The organism is Flavobacterium galactosi, from assembly GCF_048158585.1.
GTDB classification, from domain to species: Bacteria; Bacteroidota; Bacteroidia; order Flavobacteriales; family Flavobacteriaceae; genus Flavobacterium; species Flavobacterium galactosi.
This window is the reverse complement of record NZ_JBLNKV010000003.1, coordinates 325,037-344,408: the sequence shown is the minus strand read 5'-3', so window position 1 is coordinate 344,408 and position 19,372 is coordinate 325,037. Positions and strand designations below refer to the sequence as shown.

Below are 19,372 nucleotides of genomic sequence, written 5' to 3'. Positions count from 1 at the left end.
AAAATATAAATAAGATTAAGAAAGGCGATACCATACTCCAATAAAAAACAAATAGAATCTTCGTGTGAAAAAAACAATCTTATATACTTTCATTGGAATTTTATTCCTGAGTTTAACCGCTTTTAATGTTCATAAATTTTATATGGCAGTATATCAGGTGAATTATGCTCCTGAAAAGAAAATGCTCCAAATTACATCTCGGATTTTTGTTGATGATTTGAATAAAGCGCTAGAAAAAAAATACAATAAAAAACTGTATTTAGGATCTGAAAAAGAATCACCTGAAGAAATGCTTTTGCTAAAGAAGTATTTTTTGGAGAAATTTTCTGTAAAAGTTAATGGGCAAACAAAGACTGTTAATTTTTTGAGCAAAGAGCTGGATGGCGATATTCTTGTTTGTTATTGTAATGTAAAGGAAATCAACAAGATTAATTCGATTGAAATTTTTAATTCGGTTTTGATAGATTGGAATGCTGAACAGCAAAATATCACTCATGTAACCGTGTTAGGAGATAAAGAAAGTATCCTTTTTACCGATTCTAAAAGAAGCGAAATGTTAAAATATTAATAGAATGCGGGAAATTTGTTAAAAAATTATTAATTTCACGCTCTAAAATAATTTGCATTCCAGAGATGAAAAAAATCACTTTATTATTTATTTTTCCAGTAATTCTATTTGCTCAAGAAAAAACAACTACGGTAACCCCAAAACAATCAGGAAGGTACGACACAAACAAGTTTAGCCAAATGTACGATTTGTTGGCAACGCCCAATATGTTTCGTACAGCATCTGGAGCTCCAGGGCCGGCTTATTATCAACAGCAGGCTGATTATAAAATAGACGTAGAGCTAGACGATAAAAATGCGAAGTTGAGCGGATCGGAAACAGTAACTTATTATAACAACTCCCCAGATAGTTTGGAATATTTATGGGTACAGTTAGATCAAAATCAAGCTGCAAAAAACTCACAGTCCCCGTTGGCTGAAAATGAAAAAATTGATCAGGTTTTACCTGCTGAAAAGTTTGCTAATCAATATTTGAAGCAAGGATTGGATCGCGGATTCAAGATTGAATACGTAAAAGATGCGAAAGGAAATCCTTTGTCTTATACTATAAATCAAACCATGATGCGTATTAATCTGGTTACTCCCCTTAAGCCAGGTGAAAAATTTATATTTTCTATTAAATGGTGGTACAATATCAATAACTACATTCAAGATGGCGGTCGCTCCGGTTATGAACCATTCGAAAAAGAAGGGAATAAATTATATGTAATTGCTCAATTTTATCCTAGAATGGCAGTTTACAATGATGTAGAAGGTTGGCAGAATATGCAATTTTGGGGAGGAGGAGAATTTGCTTTGCCTTTTGGAAATTTTGATGTAAATGTTACTGTCCCTGCGGATCATGTTATGGATGCAACAGGGGAGTTGATGAATAGAAGCGAAGTGTTTACGCCAGCACAAGTTAAAAGATATGAACTGGCTCAAAAATCATTTGACAAACCAGTTGTCATTGTAACTCAGGCGGAGGCTGAAATTGCTGAAAAAGGCTTTTCTGATAAGAAAAAAACATGGAAATTTAGCGCTAAAAATGTGAGAGATTTTGGAATAGCCACTTCAAGAAAGTTTATTTATGATGCTATGGCAGTACAATTGAGTACTAAAGTGGTTATGGCAGAATCGGTTTATCCTAAAGAAGCGAATCCGCTTTGGGGTGAAACTTCTACAAGAACGGTTGCACATACTTTAAAAAGTTATTCTTCGCATACTTTTGATTATCCTTATCCAAAAGCGGTGTCCGTTTCGGCAGAAGATCAAGGAATGGAATATCCTATGATTTGTTGGAATTATGGTCGTCCAGACGAAAATGGAGTGACTAGCGAGCGTACTAAAAATGGAATGATGGGAGTAGTAATTCACGAAGTGGGTCATAATTTCTTTCCTATGATTGTAAATTCTGACGAACGTCAATGGACTTGGATGGATGAAGGATTAAACTCGTTTATGCAATATATGGCTGAACAGGAATTAGGAACTAATTTTCCTTCTAATCGCGGAATCCCGAGTAAAATTGTTCCTTACATGAGTGGTGATCAAAAATTATTGGAACCTATAATGTCTAACTCAGAGAGTATAATTCAATTTGGTAATAATGCTTATGGAAAACCGGCAGCAGGACTTAACATTTTGAGAGAAACTATTATGGGAAGAGAATTATTTGATCATGCTTTCAAAGTATATGCAAATAGATGGAAATTCAAACATCCTACGCCAGAAGACTTTTTTAGAACAATGGAAGATGCTTCGGCAGTAGATTTAGATTGGTTCTTCAGAGGTTGGTTTTATTCGACAGATTTTGTTGATATTGGTATCAATGAAGTAAAACAATATTATGTTTCTGAAACTCCAACGGCAGATTTGAAAGATGTTAAAGTGAGAAAAGGGCGTTTTGGTTTAGATAAAGGTCCATTTGTATATTTAATATCAGATAAAAACGGAGAATTAAAAGGATCAGAGAAAAAAGCTTTGAAAATGGATGAAGTAAAATTGCTTTCAGAATATGTAGATCAAAAACTTACAGCAGAAGAACGCGCCACTTTAAAAACACCTAAATATTTCTACGAAGTTGAATTTAATAAACCGGGAGGAATGCTGATGCCTATTCTTGTTGAAATTACTTATGAGGATGGCATGGTTGAAAATTTCAAATATCCAGCTCAAATTTGGAGAAAAAATAATGATACAGCCAAAAAGGTATATGCCACTGAAAAAGCAATTAAAAAAATTCAGATTGATCCAAAACTTGAAACCGCTGATATAGATGTAGCCAATAACAGCTGGCCAAAAACAGAAGTGAAATCAAAATTTGATTAATATCAATTAAAATAGAATAAAAAGACTCCCAAATGGAGTCTTTTTTTATGAAAAAATTAAAATACTGCGATTCAAAATTTGATATATTTGTATCCAAGAAAAATCTAAAATTATGTTTGGTATAGGTGGAGGCGAATTAATTTTTATAATGTTTATTGTACTTATGCTTTTTGGCTCAGATAAAGTGCCTGAAATAGCGCGTACTATGGGAAAAGCGATGGCGCAAATAAAAAATGCAACCAACGATATAAAAAGTGAAATTCAAAAAGGGGCAGATGCTAATGGTTTTGATGCAAAATCATTAAGCGATATAAGAGGCAGTATTACATCTGAAATCAACAAAGCGAAAGATAATCTATTAGGAGATACAAGCTCGTTGACTGATATAACCAGTAATATAACCTCAGAAATCAATAAGGCCAAAGAAAACCTTTTGAGTGAAACAACTACTCAAATAGAAACAACAAAAGAAGGAATTGACGATATTACAGGACCGATAAAACGTCAAATGTAATGTTGGAAAAAATCCTGTCTCTCGATACTGAGTTATTTGTTTTTCTTAATGGTCTGGGTTCTGAAACCTATGATGGATTATGGTTGTTTATTACCAAACAAAGCAATTGGATTCCGTTATTTTTACTGTTAGCATACGTGCTTTATAAAAAATTGGGTGCAAAACAAACGTTGTACATGCTTTTGTTTATAGCTGTTTTAGTGACAATTACTGACCAGACAGCCAATTTGTTTAAAAATGGATTTCAAAGATTGCGACCATGTAATAATCCAGAAATAAGTTCATTTATTCGCGTGGTGCAATTTCGTAATTCCTTTAGCTTTTTCTCTGGACATGCGGCAAATTCTATGGCAGTAGCTACTTTTTTATTTTTCAATTTTAAACACAAAATCAAATACTTCGGTTTTCTGTTTTTATGGCCGTTAATATTTGCCTACAGCCGCATTTATCTAGGATTGCATTACCCATCGGACATTTTAACAGGGTATTTGGTTGGATTTATTTTTGGTTTCTCCATGTTTAAAATATACAAAGCAGCACAATTAAAATATTTTCCTCGATCAGATAATTAGTAACTTTTGGAGCTATTTCCTGCTTTTCGCTCGTATCTTTACTTGCTTAAAGAACGCAAGTAAAGGATACCGCTTCTATCAGGGCTAGGGCATTAGTTTCCCAAAAGGCGTTTTTAAATAGAAATAATTTGAATCCAGAATGCTGTAATTGACATCTAAAGAACTCTGCTCACTGTTAATCCATCGCGGATTGGTAATAAAACCGTTTCTACTCGGGGATCGTTTGCTAATAGAGTATTGTATTCCAATAATATTTTTGTACTCAAATCTTTAGAATTTAACGGTTCTAGAACTTTACCACTCCACAACACATTATCCGATAAGATAATGCCGCCTTTATTCATTTTTGGAACAATCAATTCAAAATAGTTGAGGTAATTTTCTTTATCGGCATCAATGAAAACCAAATCAAATTTCATATCAAGCGTTGGAATGATATCAGTTGCTTCTCCCAAATACTGGAAAATTTGCTTTCTCCAAGGTGATTTATCAAAATGTTTTCGCTGAAAATCAACTAATTCTTCCTTAATGTCAATCGTATGTAGCGTTCCGTTTTCCTGCATTCCTTCACATAAACACAAGGCAGAATACCCTGTATAAGTCCCAATTTCGAGAATATTCACTGGCCGAATCAATTTCGATAACATACTCAAAACACGCCCTTGAAAATGGCCACTCAACATTCTTGGTAATAAGATTTTTTGATAGGTTTCTTTATTCAAAGCAGCTAATAAAGCGGGCTCTTTTTCAGAATGTTGCTCGATATAATCTTCTAATTCTTGGGAAATGAAATGCATTTTTGGATTTTTTTTTCAATTGGAAGCAAAGTTATCAAATTATCAAATCAACAAATCAACAAATTGTCATTAAATTTGCACCATGCAAATCGAGAAAAAAGACATACGAGCCTTATCAAAAGAACAATTACGCGATTTTTTTGTGGCTAACAACGATAAAGCCTTTCGTGGAAACCAAGTTTATGAATGGTTGTGGAGCAAAGGTGCACACAGTTTTGAGGATATGACCAATGTTTCTAAGGGAACACGTACTATGCTTGAAGCTAACTTTGTTATCAATCACATCAAGGTAGATACCATGCAACGCAGTGAAGACGGAACCGTCAAAAATGCAGTTCGTTTGCATGATGGTTTGGTGGTGGAGTCTGTCTTGATTCCAACTAATACTAGAACGACAGCTTGTGTTTCCAGTCAAGTGGGTTGTAGTTTGGATTGTAATTTTTGCGCTACAGCGCGATTAAAAAGAATGCGAAATCTGGAACCTGCAGAAATTTATGATCAGGTTATTGCCATTGATAAAGAAAGCCGTTTGTATTACAATCATCCGTTGTCCAATATTGTTTTTATGGGAATGGGAGAGCCGCTCATGAATTACAACAATGTGTTGAAAGCAATCGAAATGATTACTTCTCCGGAAGGTTTGGGAATGTCTCCCAAACGTATTATGGTTTCGACTTCGGGAGTTCCTAAAATGATTAAGAAACTAGCTGATGATGATGTGAAATTCAAGTTGGCTGTTTCCTTACATTCTGCAATTGATGAAATTCGTTCTAGAATCATGCCTTTTAGTGAAAATTTCCCGTTGGCAGATTTACGTGAATCATTGGAATACTGGTATAGAAAAACCAAAAGTAAAATCTCTTACGAATATGTGGTTTGGAAAGATATTAATGATAACAAAGCTTCAATTGATGCCTTAGTGAAATTCTGTAAATATGTTCCTTGTAAAGTTAATTTGATTGAATACAACCCAATCGATGACGGCGAATTCCAACAAGCCTCCGAAGAATCTATTAATGCTTATATCAAAGCACTTGAAGCTAGCGGTATTGTTGTGAAAGTACGCCGAAGCCGTGGAAAAGATATAGATGCTGCCTGTGGTCAACTGGCAAATAAAGAAGCATAAAAAAAGGAGTTCAATTTTAGAACTCCTTTTTTGGTTTTATATCTATGGATAAGTCTTTTAATTACCTAAAGTAATTTGAGTTGCTGCACCACCATCAATAGATAGCATGGCTAAATTATCACAATCACCTGTTCCATAATCAATTGTTGCGTAGTGTGAATTTTTAGAAAGTTTTACTATTCCAGATACAGGAAATGGCATAGGAACTGGTATTAAACTACAGGCTGTTTTATGAACTAATGGAGTCGCTGACTCAATTAAAGAATTAAAGATAGTACCATTTGGGTGAGTTGTTGTAAATGTCCCGTAAGTCGAATATACATCATCCGTTGGACTTAAACGGGTTAGAAATCCAGCAGTCATTTCTCTTACGCGATCTCCATTACGCGTGTAAACTCCAGTTGTAGTGGTTAGTGTCATATTGGTCATGGTAAATGTGGTTTTTGGATGTAAATTGTCTCCAGTACCGAGCATTTCTCTTTTCCAAGTTGACGTGCCTTCTAATTTGTTATCATTAAAGTAAAAATTATTATAGGTAATTGTCATGATTTTAGGAAAAGTGGTTCCAATAGTTCGGGTTAAAATAATTTGCCCTTTTAGAGAATGGCCTCTAAAGACACATGGAGAACCTGCAGTTCCAAAAGTAATAGTTATAACTCTAACAGAAACGGTTGAGCCTAAATCACTTATTGTAGCACAGTTTGGGAGAATTGAATAATAATAATTCCCAACACTTTTTCCAGTTGTTGAACCTTCACTTATTTCATATTGATTATCAGTAATAAGTGAAACATCGTCAATGGCATTATCCATTTTCTGGGTTGCGGTGACATCGTTGCTGGTAACAGTTGCTTCTGTTGTTGCAGAATTAGAGTCTTGCGAACAGCTTGTGAATGCAAGAATACTCAAAATCATTCCAAATAATAAAATTTTCTTTTTCATAATAAATAGGTTTTTGGTTAAAGCTTTGATTTGTAAAAGCATAAAGGTTTAATTGGGGCATAATTAAGTTATAAAAATACAAAAAAATCATTTAGATAATTATCGTTTCATAAGTTTAGTTCTATGAGAGCGCTATTTATAGTTTTGTAAATGTATAATATGTAGTTAATGTATAAATTTTAATTGGCATCATGATTAATTTTTCTTATAAAACGGAACGAGCATTCAAATTGATTTTAAATAGAAATTGAGTAAAAATACATATAACTATAGGAAATAGACAGAGGTTTTTATTTAAAAATAGTATATTTGAAATCTAAATGAATGTCACCTCAAAAATAAAACAGCCCATTTTCAATGAAATGGAACTTTTTGAAAAAAAGTTCTACGAATCGATGACTTCAAAAGTGGCTTTGTTAAATAGAATTACCTATTATATTGTAAACAGAAAGGGAAAGCAAATGCGTCCCATGTTTGTTTTTCTCACTGCCAAAATGGTTTCGGGAGGGATCGTAAATGAGCGAACCTATCGCGGAGCCTGTGTTATTGAGCTTATTCATACCGCTACATTAGTTCATGATGATGTTGTGGATGACAGCAATCGCCGAAGAGGTTTTTTCTCCATCAATGCACTTTGGAAAAATAAAATTGCCGTTTTAGTTGGTGATTATTTGTTGTCCAAAGGATTGTTGCTTTCTATTGATAATGGTGATTTTGATTTACTCCGAATTATTTCTGTAGCCGTACGCGAAATGAGTGAAGGCGAATTACTTCAAATCGAAAAAGCTCGAAGACTTGATATTACAGAAGATATTTACTACGAAATTATTCGAAAAAAAACAGCAACACTTATTGCTGCCTGTTGTGCGCTTGGTGCACAATCAGTTATTGAAGATGAAGTTCAGGTGGAGAACATGCGTAAATTTGGAGAACTCATCGGAATGGCTTTTCAAATAAAAGATGATTTGTTCGATTATACGGATGAAGCCATTGGAAAACCAACAGGAATTGATATCAAAGAACAGAAAATGACTTTACCTCTTATTCATGTTTTGAATACTTGTACTTCCAAAGAAAAAAGTTGGTTGATCAACTCCATTAAAAACCATAATAAAGATAAAAAACGCGTCAAAGAAGTTATTGCTTTTGTGAAAAATAATAATGGATTACTTTATGCGGAGCAAAAAATGGTAGAATTTCAGCAAGAGGCACTTTTACTTTTAGATAATTATCCAGATTCTGAGTTTAAAGACGCGTTGATTTTGATGGTCAATTATGTTATTGAAAGAAAAAAATAGACTTGTTTTGTCATTCCAATAAAGGATGAATCTCACTTTTATTTTTTTTAATCTTCATGCAACCTTTTGCAATCCATCTCGTATAGCTAGTAGAAGTATTTTATTACTATCAGGAATCTAATATTTGAAGCTGCAATCAAGAAATGAAAGTAATCCGCTTAGCTATTAACGCCTGTTAATTTTTAGATACTAGTTTAGTTAAAAATGTAAGGCCTATACATTAGGAAAAAATATTTTTATGCTTGTACCTTCAATTTTATTTGAAATAATTGTAAAAACTCCATTTGATTTTTCAATAATATTTTTACTTAAAAAAAGACCGAGGCCTAATCCTTGTTGTTCTCTTGCTTCTCTATTGAATTGTTGAGTAACTCCTATTTTTTTTAATTCTTGTTCGCTAAATCCAATTCCAAAATCTCTTATGATTAATTCATAATATTCATCATTAACCCGTTTGCCGGATATGATTATGACTTTGTTATCTGGAGAAAACTTCAATGCATTATCGATTAATTCAAAAAGTATAAATGACAAGTTTTTGTTACTTATTTTTATTCGTGCTTCTTCGACTTCAAAACGGATTCTTTTTTCTTTATTTTTATAAATTTGAAAAATATTTGTTTTTGTATCAATGAATGTTTTTAATATTTCTGAGCTTGAAATATCGTTAAAATCAATCCTATTGTTTTTTATATTTTCATAAAGAATTAGGTTTTGCATGGTTCTATTCAATCGTTCTCCAGATGTTTTAATTGATTTATAAAATTCTAAAATTTCTTTTTTGTCTAGAGTTTCTTGGTCCTCTATTAGAAGGTCAATTGATGCTAGAATTCCATTGAGAGGCGTATTAATTTCATGTACAAAATATTTTTTTTTGCCTATGTATAAATTATTTTGAACATTCTTTATTTTTTCAAAACGTTCTATTTTGGTTTGTATTATTGTTATTATTTCTTTTATTTTAAATGGTTTGGATATAAAGCCGTCAACGCCATCCAGAAGGCATTTCATCATCAGATCAGTTTCTTTTTTGGCAGTCAAAAAAATAAAAGGTATTGAATTTAAAGATTCGGTTTCTTTAATTATTTCATGCAGAGTGTTGCCATCCATCACCGGCATCATTATATCACATATAATTAAGTCTGGTATCCAGTATTCTAACAAATTTAATGCTTCTTGACCGTTAGAAGCAGTTTTGACCTCATAATTTTGATAAGTAAGGAGTTCCTTTATAGTTTCTCTTAAATTTAATTCATCATCGACTAAGAGAATTTTATTTTTGTTCATATAGAAAAAATGTTTTTATTATAGAGGTTTATCAAGTTTATGGTTAGATTTTTCTGCTCAAAAAAATCTATAAATTTTTTGTAATTGCTAAAAATAGACCTGAACTCAATTAGCGTTTTTGGATCTGTACAGGAGCTGTTAAAATGGCTTATTTCCTTGTAATAATCTATAGAATCTTTTTCGATCTTGAGAATATAGCATCCATCCATTTTATAGCTTATACCAAATAGTGCAATGTATTATTTTGGGTAACTTCAATATGAATAATAAATTACCAGTAAATAATTTTTCGTTGTTTATAGCGCTACGTTATAAAAGAGTTTGTCTTTTATAAACATGTTAAATGGTTTTTATTTAATTTGACAATTGTACTTAGAATACTTTATAAAAGTATTTAAATTAAAATAGTATACTTGTTTAATTACGGATAGTTTAAAATAAAAGAGGTTTGATTAAAATAGAAATTGTTAATTTAGTAAAATGGAAAAGTACAAATTAAAAATAGTTTTAATTGAAGATGATTTGGCTTTAGGAAGCGCTATTTTGGAGTTATTGATTCTGAGTGATTTCGAGGTGAATTGGCTAAAAGATGGAGCTGAAGGTCTAAAGTATTTAGAAAAAAATATACCGGATGTAATTATAAGTGATTTAATGATGCCAATTATGGGTGGAGGAGAATTATTTTTAAAAATTAGAAAAAACATTAAATTCAAAACGGTTCCATTTATTGTAATTACTGCAAATATGGATGATGACATAAAATTTAAACAGTTAGAAAATGGAGTCAATGATTTTATAATGAAGCCATTTAACGTAAAGGAATTGATATATAAAATTAAAAATGTAATTGAACTTAAAAAAAGTATAGAAAAAAAACACACTCCTGATCCGTTTTCAAAAGTTACCATTAAATTATCCGAAAAAGATTTCTTGACCTCATTAAATGAAATTCTTGTAAAGCACCTAAAAATAAAGATTGACATGAACGAATTGTCTAGTCAGCTTTTTATAAGTAAATCAACATTAGATAAAAGAGTCAGGAAACTTACAAATAAAAATGCCAGTCAATATATTAGAGAGTTTAAATTAGATTATGCGGTTGAACTTATTCATTTAGGAGAAAAAAACATTCAATACCTTGTTGATCAAACCGGATTTAGTTCGTTTTCTTATTTTTCTACAAGCTTCAAATTGTATCTTAATGTTACTCCTAGGGATTATATAAAATTAATCCAAAATGAAAATTAATCTTTTTTTTACCTACTGTGAATATTTACTTCAATAATCATCCCTTATTAAAATTAATTTTTTTAATCTATAAAATGAATAGAGACAAGCACTTTTAAAAGAGTGTTTTTTTTATTGTTTTAAATTATAAGTTTATTTTTTTAAATTATTAATAAAAATATATTAAATCTAAATAGATAACCTATTTTTCTTTAGAATTAATAAAAATGTTTAAAAAGGAAAATAAAATAATGAGAATTAGACCCTCTGAATCTGTTTGGGATGAATTAAATGAATTATTGTTAGATAGTAAGAAGGCATTATTAGAAAATGATTTACACATAGTTGCATTGTTTATTGTTGGGATCGGATTAATTTCGATTATTTCTATTTGTCTATTAAATATTTGTTTTTAAAAGAAGGATTGCCTCTAAATCCTTTGTTTCAGAAATTTTTAAATTGGTTTCTTGTTAAAGAATATTTCTAACGGAATAAATTTCTCATAAAATATAAAGTATTAGTATTTTTTTTAAAGCTATAAGCTAAAAAAGAATTAAATATAAATTGATGATATATTTTTACAGAATGATTTGGGTTCTTCTTACCTAGCAGCTTGCTTAGATGTTTATTGGGGGCAATAAATTATAATTTAGTAGATGTAAGCTGTTTTGGTAAGAATTTTTAAATTTAATTCGATTAGCGAAACATGAATAGAAATTTTACATCTACAACTGAAGGCGAAAAAATTTTAGAGGAAAATCCTCTTTTTATAATTTCAGAATCAAAAGTTGTTTTTAAAAATGAAAAATTAAGTTTTTATTTGAATCAAATTTCAAGTGTCAGACTGGTAAAAAATAGAGATTTTAATACTAATATTATGTTGTTAGTTTTTTTAATTTTATCCTATAAATTGATTTCATCTCCTATGAATTCTATTTTTTATTTTTTGAAATTATTCTTTATTACAATTTCTCTAATTGTAGTTTGTCGTATAAAAAAAGATTCTTATAAAATTATTATAAATATAGGAAAGTATGGTTTTAAAGAAATCTTAATTTCTAAAAAAAATCTTTCTTTTGCCATAATTTTTATTTCTAAGTTTATGATTGATAGTAAGGAAAATCCAATCAAACTAGAAACAGAATTTAATTGTTAAAATCGATAATAGGATATAGTTTGTTTTATTGAATTCCAGTATAACTTAATTATGTAGTGGAAAACGCATTGTTATTTTAGTTCCTTTTCTTAGCTTACTTTCTAATTGGATGGTGCCTGAGTTTTTCTCGACAAACGTTTTTGCTATATAAAGTCCTAATCCAGTACCTTGAAAACCTTCGGTATTACTCGCTCTGAAAAAGGTGTTAAACAGTTTGTGTTGGTCGTGATGTGGTATACCAATTCCAAAATCAATAATTTCAAGTACAATAATGCCATCAATTGTAAAAAGATTTAGATTAATGTTTTCCATGCCTTTAGAATATTTAAATGCATTATTTAATATATTAAAAATAGAATACTCCATTAATTTTTTATCAGCAATAACAGAGAAAAGATCACCAGAAAAGCTTGTTGTAACCTTTGGATTGTTCATTTCATCGAGATAGTAGGTGTCAATTATTTCAAGACAAATTTGTTTTAAATCGAATTTGGTAGGATTAAAGTTTGTTTTTCGAGAATCTTCTTTTGAAATTGTTAATACTGCATTCATTAATTCAACGATTCGGTCGATTTCTTCTGTAATAATAGTAATTCGTTTTTGTAAACGATCTCCATTTTCTAAATTCTGGTTTTCTAAGTACATAGAAATTAATTCAGCACTCGTTCTTATGGTAGTCATTGGGGTTCTGAATTCGTGAGAAATAGTAGAGACCAAGTTTATGCGTAGTTCGTTTAATTCTCGTTCTTTTAATAGTGCTTTTTTAATAGCCTCTTCTTCCTTTTTTCGAATTGTTATATCTCGAGAACTTGACTGAAAACCAGTTATATTTCCCTCTTTTTCAATTGAATTTACTTTTGTTTCAAGCCAAATATAATTTCCGTTTCTTGCTTTGAACCTAGTAATTATACTCTCATCGTCTTTTTTAGAAATTAAACGATTAAAATTATCTTGAAGGCGTTTTAAGTCTTCTGGATGGGCTAAATTTAGGGGTGATTTTCCTAACAGTTCTTCAGGAGCGTAATCTAAAAGTTTTTGTATTGAGGGTGAAACATATTGGAAAGTAGTGTCCAGATTATGCAAACAAACCAAGTCAACCGTATTGTCTGCTAGAAGACGGTACATGTTTCGGGCTTCATCAAGCTGAATGGTTCTGTTTTGGTTATTTTCTTTGGTTAATAATTTATTTTCGTCTTCTATTTTTTTCCTTTCAGTAATGTCTATTATCTGTACTATATAATTAATTCCAGTCGTATTGTTTTTTGCTGTCGAAACGGACCTGTGTGCCCATACGATAGATTTATTTTTATGGATGAACCTCTTTTCTGAACTGAAGTTAGAAATCTTTCCGGTGTCTAATTTTTCTTTACAATCCAAATCAAGAGTCAAGTCTTCATAATGGGTGATTTCTAGGAATTTGAGGGACTTCATTTCTTGACTGGAATAGCCAAACATTTCGCAAAGTCTGTCATTTACTTCGATAAAATATCCTTCATTATTTATCAAAGCCATTCCTACTGCAGAATTCTCAAAAGCGCCTTTAAATTGTTCTTCGCTTTGTTTTAATTGGTCTATAAGTATTTTATTTTTACTAATATCTCTCATGGCTCCAATCATGCGGATTGCCTTACCGTCATTATTTCGTATCATTACTGCTTTGTCATTTACAAAGGCATAAGTACCATCTGATTTTAGATAACGGTATTCCTCTGACCATCTGTTAAGATCTCCATTTATGAACTTGTTCATGCTTTCAATGTAGGCTACTTTGTCTTCTGGATATATAAAATTTTCGTACTCTTGTCTTTTGATAATGTTATTCTCAAAGTGATGCCCAAAAAGAATAGAATAACTTCCTCCAACAAATATTTCATCAGTAATCATATTCCAATCCCAAATTGCATCAGACGTTGCCTTGATGGAATACACAAAACGTTCATTACTGATTTTTAAAGCATCTTCGGCTTTTTTTTGTGCAGTGATCTCAATGAAAGAGCATATTGCATATAGAAATTCATTTGAATCTCCAAAGACGGGACTAGCGTTAACCAATAGCCAAATTAGGTTGTTATGCAGGGGGCGATAAATGCCCATGACAACATTATTTATTGGTTTCAAATTTTTTATCACCTGTGGTACAGGATGTTCATCGGATAGGAAAGTTAATCCATCTAGATGAATCACTTTCCACTGAGGGTCAAAACAGGTTTTACCAAGTAATTGGTCCTCGGTGAGACCTAACATTTCACAAGCGGCTTTGTTGTTTTCTAGTATTTCGGATTGTGGTCCCTGAACTAAAATTCCAACACCCACATTTTGAATAATACTTTTTGTTAGTTGTCTGCTTTTGACTATTTCTTCTTGAATCCTCTTACTTTCAGTGATGTCAACACCAAAACCTACCATCATTTCTAAGGCTCCATCGTTACCAAAAACAGGAGTGAATTTTCTGGTGTGATACGTTCTTTGACCATCCAGCCGTTCAATAGTATCTTCCCATTCAATTGTACTCCTGGATTCTAAAGCTTGAAAAAAATTGATACGTCTGCTTTTCGCAAATGCATCATCTCTACCAGTATGTTTAGCATATTGAAAATCGTTTTTTCCTATAATGAATTTTCGTAGTTGGTCATTTTTAATAGCAGCTGGATTTAAATAAGTATATCTATGATTACTGTCAAAAACCGCAACATCTGTTGGGAGACTGTCTAATATTTTTTCGTAAAATTCTTTTTGTACTTCAATTTTTTGTTGTGCTTCAACATATTCAGTTATGTCTCTACAATTGCCCACATAAATTTTTTCGCCCTCTTTTATCAATAATTTCAAATTGGAAGAATGCCATAGATAATGTCCGTTTTTATGTGAAATTCGGTAAGCAATTTCGTTATCACTTTTTCCGGTTTCTAATACATTATTCAAATGATTTATGCACATTTCCATATCTTCAGGATGTATAAATAAAGAAATGCTTTTCCCAATAATTTCATCAGCTTGATGACCAAGAAAACTAATTAAGTTTTTAGATGCATAAGTGAATATTCCGTAAAGGTTAAGTTCATATAAAATTTCTTTTGAATTATCTATAAAAGATTGAAATTGAGTTTTTTTTTCTTTAATTTTATGGTGTAACTCTTCATTTTGAATATGCAATTTCAACAAAGACTGAATTTGTAATACAGCATGGTCTAGGGTCTTTAATTGTATTGGAGAGAGTTTTTTAGGTTTCGAATCCATTATGCAAAAAGTTCCGATCACTAAATTCTCATTGATGCAAATAGGAAGTCCTGCAAAAAAATCTAAATGGGTTTCTAATGAATTTAAATTGTCGGATGGATTACAAATATTTTTATTAAAGCCTGAAACTATAGTGATTTTATTTTCACGAATAATCGTCTCATTAAACGCTACTATATTATGTGGTACGGTTGTGAAAGTCACACCTATTTTTGCTTTAACAGTTTGTCCAACCACATCATTAAATGAAATAAAAGAATATGGAACTTGGCATATTTCCGAAACAAATAATAGAATGTTATTGAAATCTTGTAGAAAATCTATGTTATCAAATAATTTTCTTAATTTTTTTTTATTCTGTAATAATGGCATAGGTTTTTTTTAAGTAATTGATTATACGGCAATAAATTGGCATTTTGATTGGGGCTATCAAATACAAAATAACGCTTATTTTACCATAAATAAAAGTTTGTAAAAATTAAAGAATTCTTTTAGATAAATTCTTCTGCAAGAAGAGAATGTTTCGTTATTTACAAATTAGTAAATCTGTTTTTTTAAATTATCGAACGGAATGATTCAGTTGTATTATTACAGTTAATTTTATTGAAACTTCCGATAATTAGTAAAACTAAACGTTGTAACTTTGGACTTAAAAAATAAATAAATTGATTTCAAAAGCCACTATAGATACTGTTTTCGAAACTGCTCGTGTTGAGGAGGTTATTGGTGATTATGTACAGTTGAAACGCGCAGGAAGTAACTTCAAGGGATTAAGCCCTTTTTCTGAAGAGCGTTCTCCATCGTTCATGGTTTCCCCTGCCAAAGGTATTTGGAAAGATTTCAGCTCCGGAAAAGGGGGCAACTCTGTGGCTTTTTTGATGGAACACGAAAAATTTACCTATCCGGAAGCCATTCGTTATTTAGCTAAAAAATACAATATCGAAATCGAAGAAACGGAACAAACAGATGATGAGAAAGCCAATACTGATGTTCGGGAAAGTATGTATTTAGTTTCGGAATTTGCGAAAACCTATTTTCATAATACACTTTTAAACTCTGAAGAAGGAAAGGCTATTGGCTATTCTTATTTTAAAGAAAGAGGTTTTACCAATGAGACTATTAAGAAATTTGGATTGGGTTATTCTCCTGAAACCTGGGATGCTTTTACAAAAGAAGCATTAGGAAAAGGATATAAATTAGAATTCCTCGAAAGTACAGGATTGACAATTGCTAGAGAAGACAGACCGTTTGACCGTTTTAAAAGTCGTGTAATGTTCCCGATACAAAGTATGTCAGGAAGAGTACTCGGTTTTGGAGGTCGTATTCTTACTAATGATAAAAAAGCGGCAAAATACCTGAATTCTCCAGAGAGTGATATTTACCATAAAAGTAAAGTTCTGTATGGTATTTTTCAAGCCAAACAATCAATCGCTAAGCTGAATAATTGTTATTTGGTAGAAGGATATACGGATGTAATTCAGTTCAATCAGGCTGGGATTGAAAATGTGGTTGCTTCTTCTGGAACAGCTTTGACACCAGACCAAATCCGTTTAATAAATAGATTGACAAAGAATATTACCGTTCTTTTTGATGGAGATGCAGCGGGACTTCGTGCTTCTATTCGAGGAATCGATTTAATTCTTGAGGAAGGGATGAATGTGAAAGTGTGTACTTTTCCTGATGGAGAGGATCCGGATAGTTTTGCCAAAAAAACATCCTATGATGATTTAGTTTTATATCTCGAAAATAATGCTAAAGATTTCATTCAGTTCAAAGCATCGCTTTTGATGAATGACGCCAAGAATGATCCCATAAAAAAAGCGGATTTAATCCGGGATATGGTAGTGAGTATTTCGAAAATTCCAGACAGAATACAACGAGAAATTTATATTCAGGAATGTTCCCGAATCATGGATATTTCGGAACAAGTTTTACTAAGTACTTTAGCGCAATTAGTTCAAAAAGATGTTGTTGAAGTTGGGAAAAAACAAAAACAGGAGCAATTGCAGAATGCTTTTGACTATATTAAAAATGAAGATACAGTCGAGACGGATAAAGTAGATTCCCTGTATCGATTTGAACGTAAAATAATTGAAATCCTTTTGCTGTATGGGAATAAAACTGAAAATTTTGAAGAAGTTTTATTAAAGTCCAATAGTGAAGGAGAAATTATAGATGTCGTTGAAATTAAGGAATTAAAAGTTTTTCAGAAAATATATTTGAGTTTGCAAGATGACGAAGTAGAATTTGCAAGTCCTATATTTAGAGAAATTTATAAAGATTTAATCGATTATTATTTACAAAATGAGGATTCTGGACTTGAAAAATATATAAATCATTTTCAGTCCGCTATTCCCGATGAAGTGACTAATATCATTATGGAGGAGGAGAAAAATGTATTGCATAATTGGGTAGGTCAAAATATTTTTCCTAAAACCAAAGAGGAAATGTTAAATCAGGATGTTTCGGATACATTACTTACTTTAAGATGGTTTCTGCTTAGTGAAATTATAGAAGAATTAAAAAATTCTGTCTCCAATGATCCCGATTCTGATAATATGGAGTCACTGTCTTTAGTGATGAATTATATTGAGTTAAGAGGGAAATTTTCAAAAAAACTAGGAAGAGTTGTGGTGCGATATCATTAAAATGATTTTACTCCATGTGTTTATGAATTAAAAAACTCTGTATTATCAGAAGTAAATTCCGATAATACAGAGCTCATGTCTGTGATTATGGATTATAATATGTAATCCATTCTTTTTCAAAAAAATTAGAAAGAGTAATCTGTTTAGATAGTACTAAACAATTTCTAATGTTTTTGCTTTGTTTACTAAATCTACTAAATTGGTAACATTTAGTTTGGTTAGTAATCTTAATTTGTAAGTACTAATTGTTTTTTCGTTGAGTTTTAGAATTTCGGCTATTTCATGATTCTTTTTTCCATCACTTAAATAGCGTAATACTTCTACCTCACGGTTAGAAAGCTTTCGATACAATCGTTCGCTCTTACTTTGTTTTGCAATTAATGCTAGGTTTTTCTTAACGGTTTCGTTAATAATTATCTTTCCTTGATGTACTTTGATAATTGAAATTCCTAAAGTTTCAAGTTTTTCTTTTTTGTGAATAAACCCTGAAACTCCAGCTTTTATAGCATTAGGTGCATAAATTTGTTCAGAAAGACCACTGAATATAATAATTTTTGTTTTTGGGAAGTTCTTCAAAACTGATTTTACTTCGAAAATGCTTGAAAGCCCCTCTAATTCCAAATCCAATATTAATACATCAATCTCTTTGGTAAGCAGTATATCTCGTACCATCAAAAAATTACCAACATTGGCAACTATTGATATCTCAGCATGGTCTTTAAAGTAAGATTTTACTCCAAAATGCACTACGGGATAATTGTCGGCTAAACATACTTTAATCATGGTATTTAATTTTATTTAAGTGTTGTTTATCTTTTGGATAGTAAATTTAATAAAAAAATTCTGTAATTAATTGAAAACCAATATAAAATATGATTTTTTTTAGAGTTTTTATATCAAACAAACCGGTATTGCATTCATTTTGTGTTTGTTGGCAGTATTTAATCGTTTGTAAATTTCAAAAACTACCTTTTCTCTGCCAGTAAAATTAGTTGCTGATTTTCCTGCTTCATCCTCATTCATTGCCCATTCTAGCTCATCATAACTGGCTCCCAACTGATCTTCATCTGTTCTTTCATCACCAAATAATCCATCAGATGGAGATGCTTTTAAAATAGAATCGGGGACTTCTAAATACGCTCCCAAACTATAAACTTCAGATTTCAATAAATCAGCAATAGGACTCAAATCTACTCCGCCATCACCGTATTTAGTGTAAAATCCAACACCAAAATCTTCTACTTTATTTCCTGTTCCTGCAACTAATAATCCATAAATTCCAGCGAAATAATACAATGTGGTCATTCGTAAACGGGCTCGCGTATTGGCTTGGGATAAGTGGAGCTTATGGCTATCAACATTCTCCGGAACTATTTTTTTGAAACTTTCAAAAACATACGTTAAATCAGCTTCAACACTTGTTACATTTGGGAATCTATTTTTTAATTGGTCGATATGTTCACGTCCACGAGTTACATGGCTATGCGGCTGATGGATTGGCATTTCAACACATAAAACTTGTAATCCGGTTTGTGCGCATAATGTAGAAGTGACTGCTGAATCTACTCCTCCTGAAATCCCGATGACAAATCCGTTAACTTTTGCATTTTCTGCATAAGTTTTTAACCAATTTACTATATGAGTATTCACTTTTTCAACTTGGATTGTACTTTTTTTAGTCATAATAGTTT

Annotated in this window: 15 protein-coding genes; 9 read left to right on the top strand and 6 right to left on the bottom strand. The window is 31.3% G+C overall.

Annotated features, from left to right (window positions below; translation table 11 throughout):
* Nucleotides 1-64 precede the first annotated feature (64 nt).
* The 4 genes from ACM55M_RS08240 (at nt 65) to ACM55M_RS08225 (ending at nt 3,963) form a co-directional block, all read left to right on the top strand.
* Nucleotides 65-568 carry a DUF6702 family protein gene (locus tag ACM55M_RS08240; protein WP_416857070.1) on the top strand — a complete coding sequence of 168 codons (504 nt, stop codon included), beginning with the start codon at nt 65-67 and terminating at the stop codon, nt 566-568.
* Between the two features lie 65 nt (nt 569-633).
* A complete protein-coding gene (locus tag ACM55M_RS08235; protein WP_416857069.1) occupies nt 634-2,877 on the top strand; it encodes a M1 family metallopeptidase in 2,244 nt (747 codons plus the stop codon).
* Between the two features lie 112 nt (nt 2,878-2,989).
* Nucleotides 2,990-3,391 (top strand): Sec-independent protein translocase subunit TatA/TatB, encoded by a 402-nt coding sequence (locus ACM55M_RS08230; RefSeq protein ID WP_416857068.1) that lies wholly within the window; start codon nt 2,990-2,992, stop codon nt 3,389-3,391.
* The gene (locus ACM55M_RS08225; protein ID WP_416857067.1) at nt 3,391-3,963 is read left to right on the top strand and encodes a phosphatase PAP2 family protein; all 573 of its coding nucleotides are present in this window, start codon (nt 3,391-3,393) and stop codon (nt 3,961-3,963) included. Before ACM55M_RS08230 ends, ACM55M_RS08225 begins: the two co-directional genes overlap by 1 nt.
* 155 nt (nt 3,964-4,118) lie before the next feature.
* Here the strand turns inward: ACM55M_RS08225 and ACM55M_RS08220 are convergent, their stop codons facing one another.
* Nucleotides 4,119-4,760 (bottom strand): O-methyltransferase, encoded by a 642-nt coding sequence (locus ACM55M_RS08220; protein ID WP_416857066.1) that lies wholly within the window; start codon nt 4,758-4,760, stop codon nt 4,119-4,121.
* Nucleotides 4,761-4,842: 82 nt separating this feature from the next.
* Between ACM55M_RS08220 and rlmN the strand changes: the two genes are divergently transcribed.
* Nucleotides 4,843-5,886: a dual-specificity RNA methyltransferase RlmN gene (gene rlmN / locus ACM55M_RS08215; RefSeq protein ID WP_416857065.1), complete on the top strand. Its 1,044-nt coding sequence runs from the start codon at nt 4,843-4,845 to the stop codon at nt 5,884-5,886.
* Nucleotides 5,887-5,943: 57 nt separating this feature from the next.
* Here the strand turns inward: rlmN and ACM55M_RS08210 are convergent, their stop codons facing one another.
* Entirely contained in the window at nt 5,944-6,828 is an 885-nt protein-coding gene (locus tag ACM55M_RS08210; RefSeq protein ID WP_416857064.1) for a hypothetical protein, read from the bottom strand.
* A gap of 320 nt (nt 6,829-7,148) precedes the next feature.
* Between ACM55M_RS08210 and ACM55M_RS08205 the strand changes: the two genes are divergently transcribed.
* Nucleotides 7,149-8,126, top strand: a complete 978-nt coding sequence (locus ACM55M_RS08205; protein ID WP_416857063.1) for a polyprenyl synthetase family protein — start codon at nt 7,149-7,151, stop codon at nt 8,124-8,126.
* A gap of 213 nt (nt 8,127-8,339) precedes the next feature.
* On the opposite strand, the gene ACM55M_RS08200 is transcribed toward ACM55M_RS08205, so the two are convergent.
* Nucleotides 8,340-9,413 carry an ATP-binding response regulator gene (locus ACM55M_RS08200; protein ID WP_416857062.1) on the bottom strand — a complete coding sequence of 358 codons (1,074 nt, stop codon included), beginning with the start codon at nt 9,411-9,413 and terminating at the stop codon, nt 8,340-8,342.
* Nucleotides 9,414-9,893: 480 nt separating this feature from the next.
* On the opposite strand from ACM55M_RS08200, the gene ACM55M_RS08195 reads away from it, so the two are divergent.
* Together ACM55M_RS08195 and ACM55M_RS08190 are read left to right on the top strand one after the other, a co-directional pair.
* Nucleotides 9,894-10,661, top strand: a complete 768-nt coding sequence (locus ACM55M_RS08195; RefSeq protein WP_416857061.1) for a response regulator transcription factor — start codon at nt 9,894-9,896, stop codon at nt 10,659-10,661.
* A gap of 685 nt (nt 10,662-11,346) precedes the next feature.
* Complete coding sequence (locus ACM55M_RS08190; protein WP_416857060.1) at nt 11,347-11,796, top strand: hypothetical protein; 450 nt, start codon at nt 11,347-11,349, stop codon at nt 11,794-11,796.
* A 45-nt stretch (nt 11,797-11,841) separates the two neighbouring features.
* Here the strand turns inward: ACM55M_RS08190 and ACM55M_RS08185 are convergent, their stop codons facing one another.
* Nucleotides 11,842-15,405, bottom strand: a complete 3,564-nt coding sequence (locus ACM55M_RS08185) for a PAS domain S-box protein (RefSeq protein ID WP_416857059.1) — start codon at nt 15,403-15,405, stop codon at nt 11,842-11,844.
* 293 nt (nt 15,406-15,698) lie between these two features.
* Here ACM55M_RS08185 and dnaG point away from each other — a divergent pair, with 293 nt between their 5' ends.
* Nucleotides 15,699-17,681 carry a DNA primase gene (dnaG, locus tag ACM55M_RS08180; protein ID WP_416857058.1) on the top strand — a complete coding sequence of 661 codons (1,983 nt, stop codon included), beginning with the start codon at nt 15,699-15,701 and terminating at the stop codon, nt 17,679-17,681.
* A 153-nt stretch (nt 17,682-17,834) separates the two neighbouring features.
* Here dnaG and ACM55M_RS08175 read toward each other — a convergent pair whose 3' ends face one another.
* Complete coding sequence (locus ACM55M_RS08175) at nt 17,835-18,464, bottom strand: response regulator transcription factor (protein ID WP_039108911.1); 630 nt, start codon at nt 18,462-18,464, stop codon at nt 17,835-17,837.
* Nucleotides 18,465-18,572: 108 nt separating this feature from the next.
* Nucleotides 18,573-19,364 carry an NAD(+) synthase gene (gene nadE / locus ACM55M_RS08170; RefSeq protein ID WP_416857057.1) on the bottom strand — a complete coding sequence of 264 codons (792 nt, stop codon included), beginning with the start codon at nt 19,362-19,364 and terminating at the stop codon, nt 18,573-18,575.
* Between the last annotated feature and the right edge of the window lie 8 nt (nt 19,365-19,372).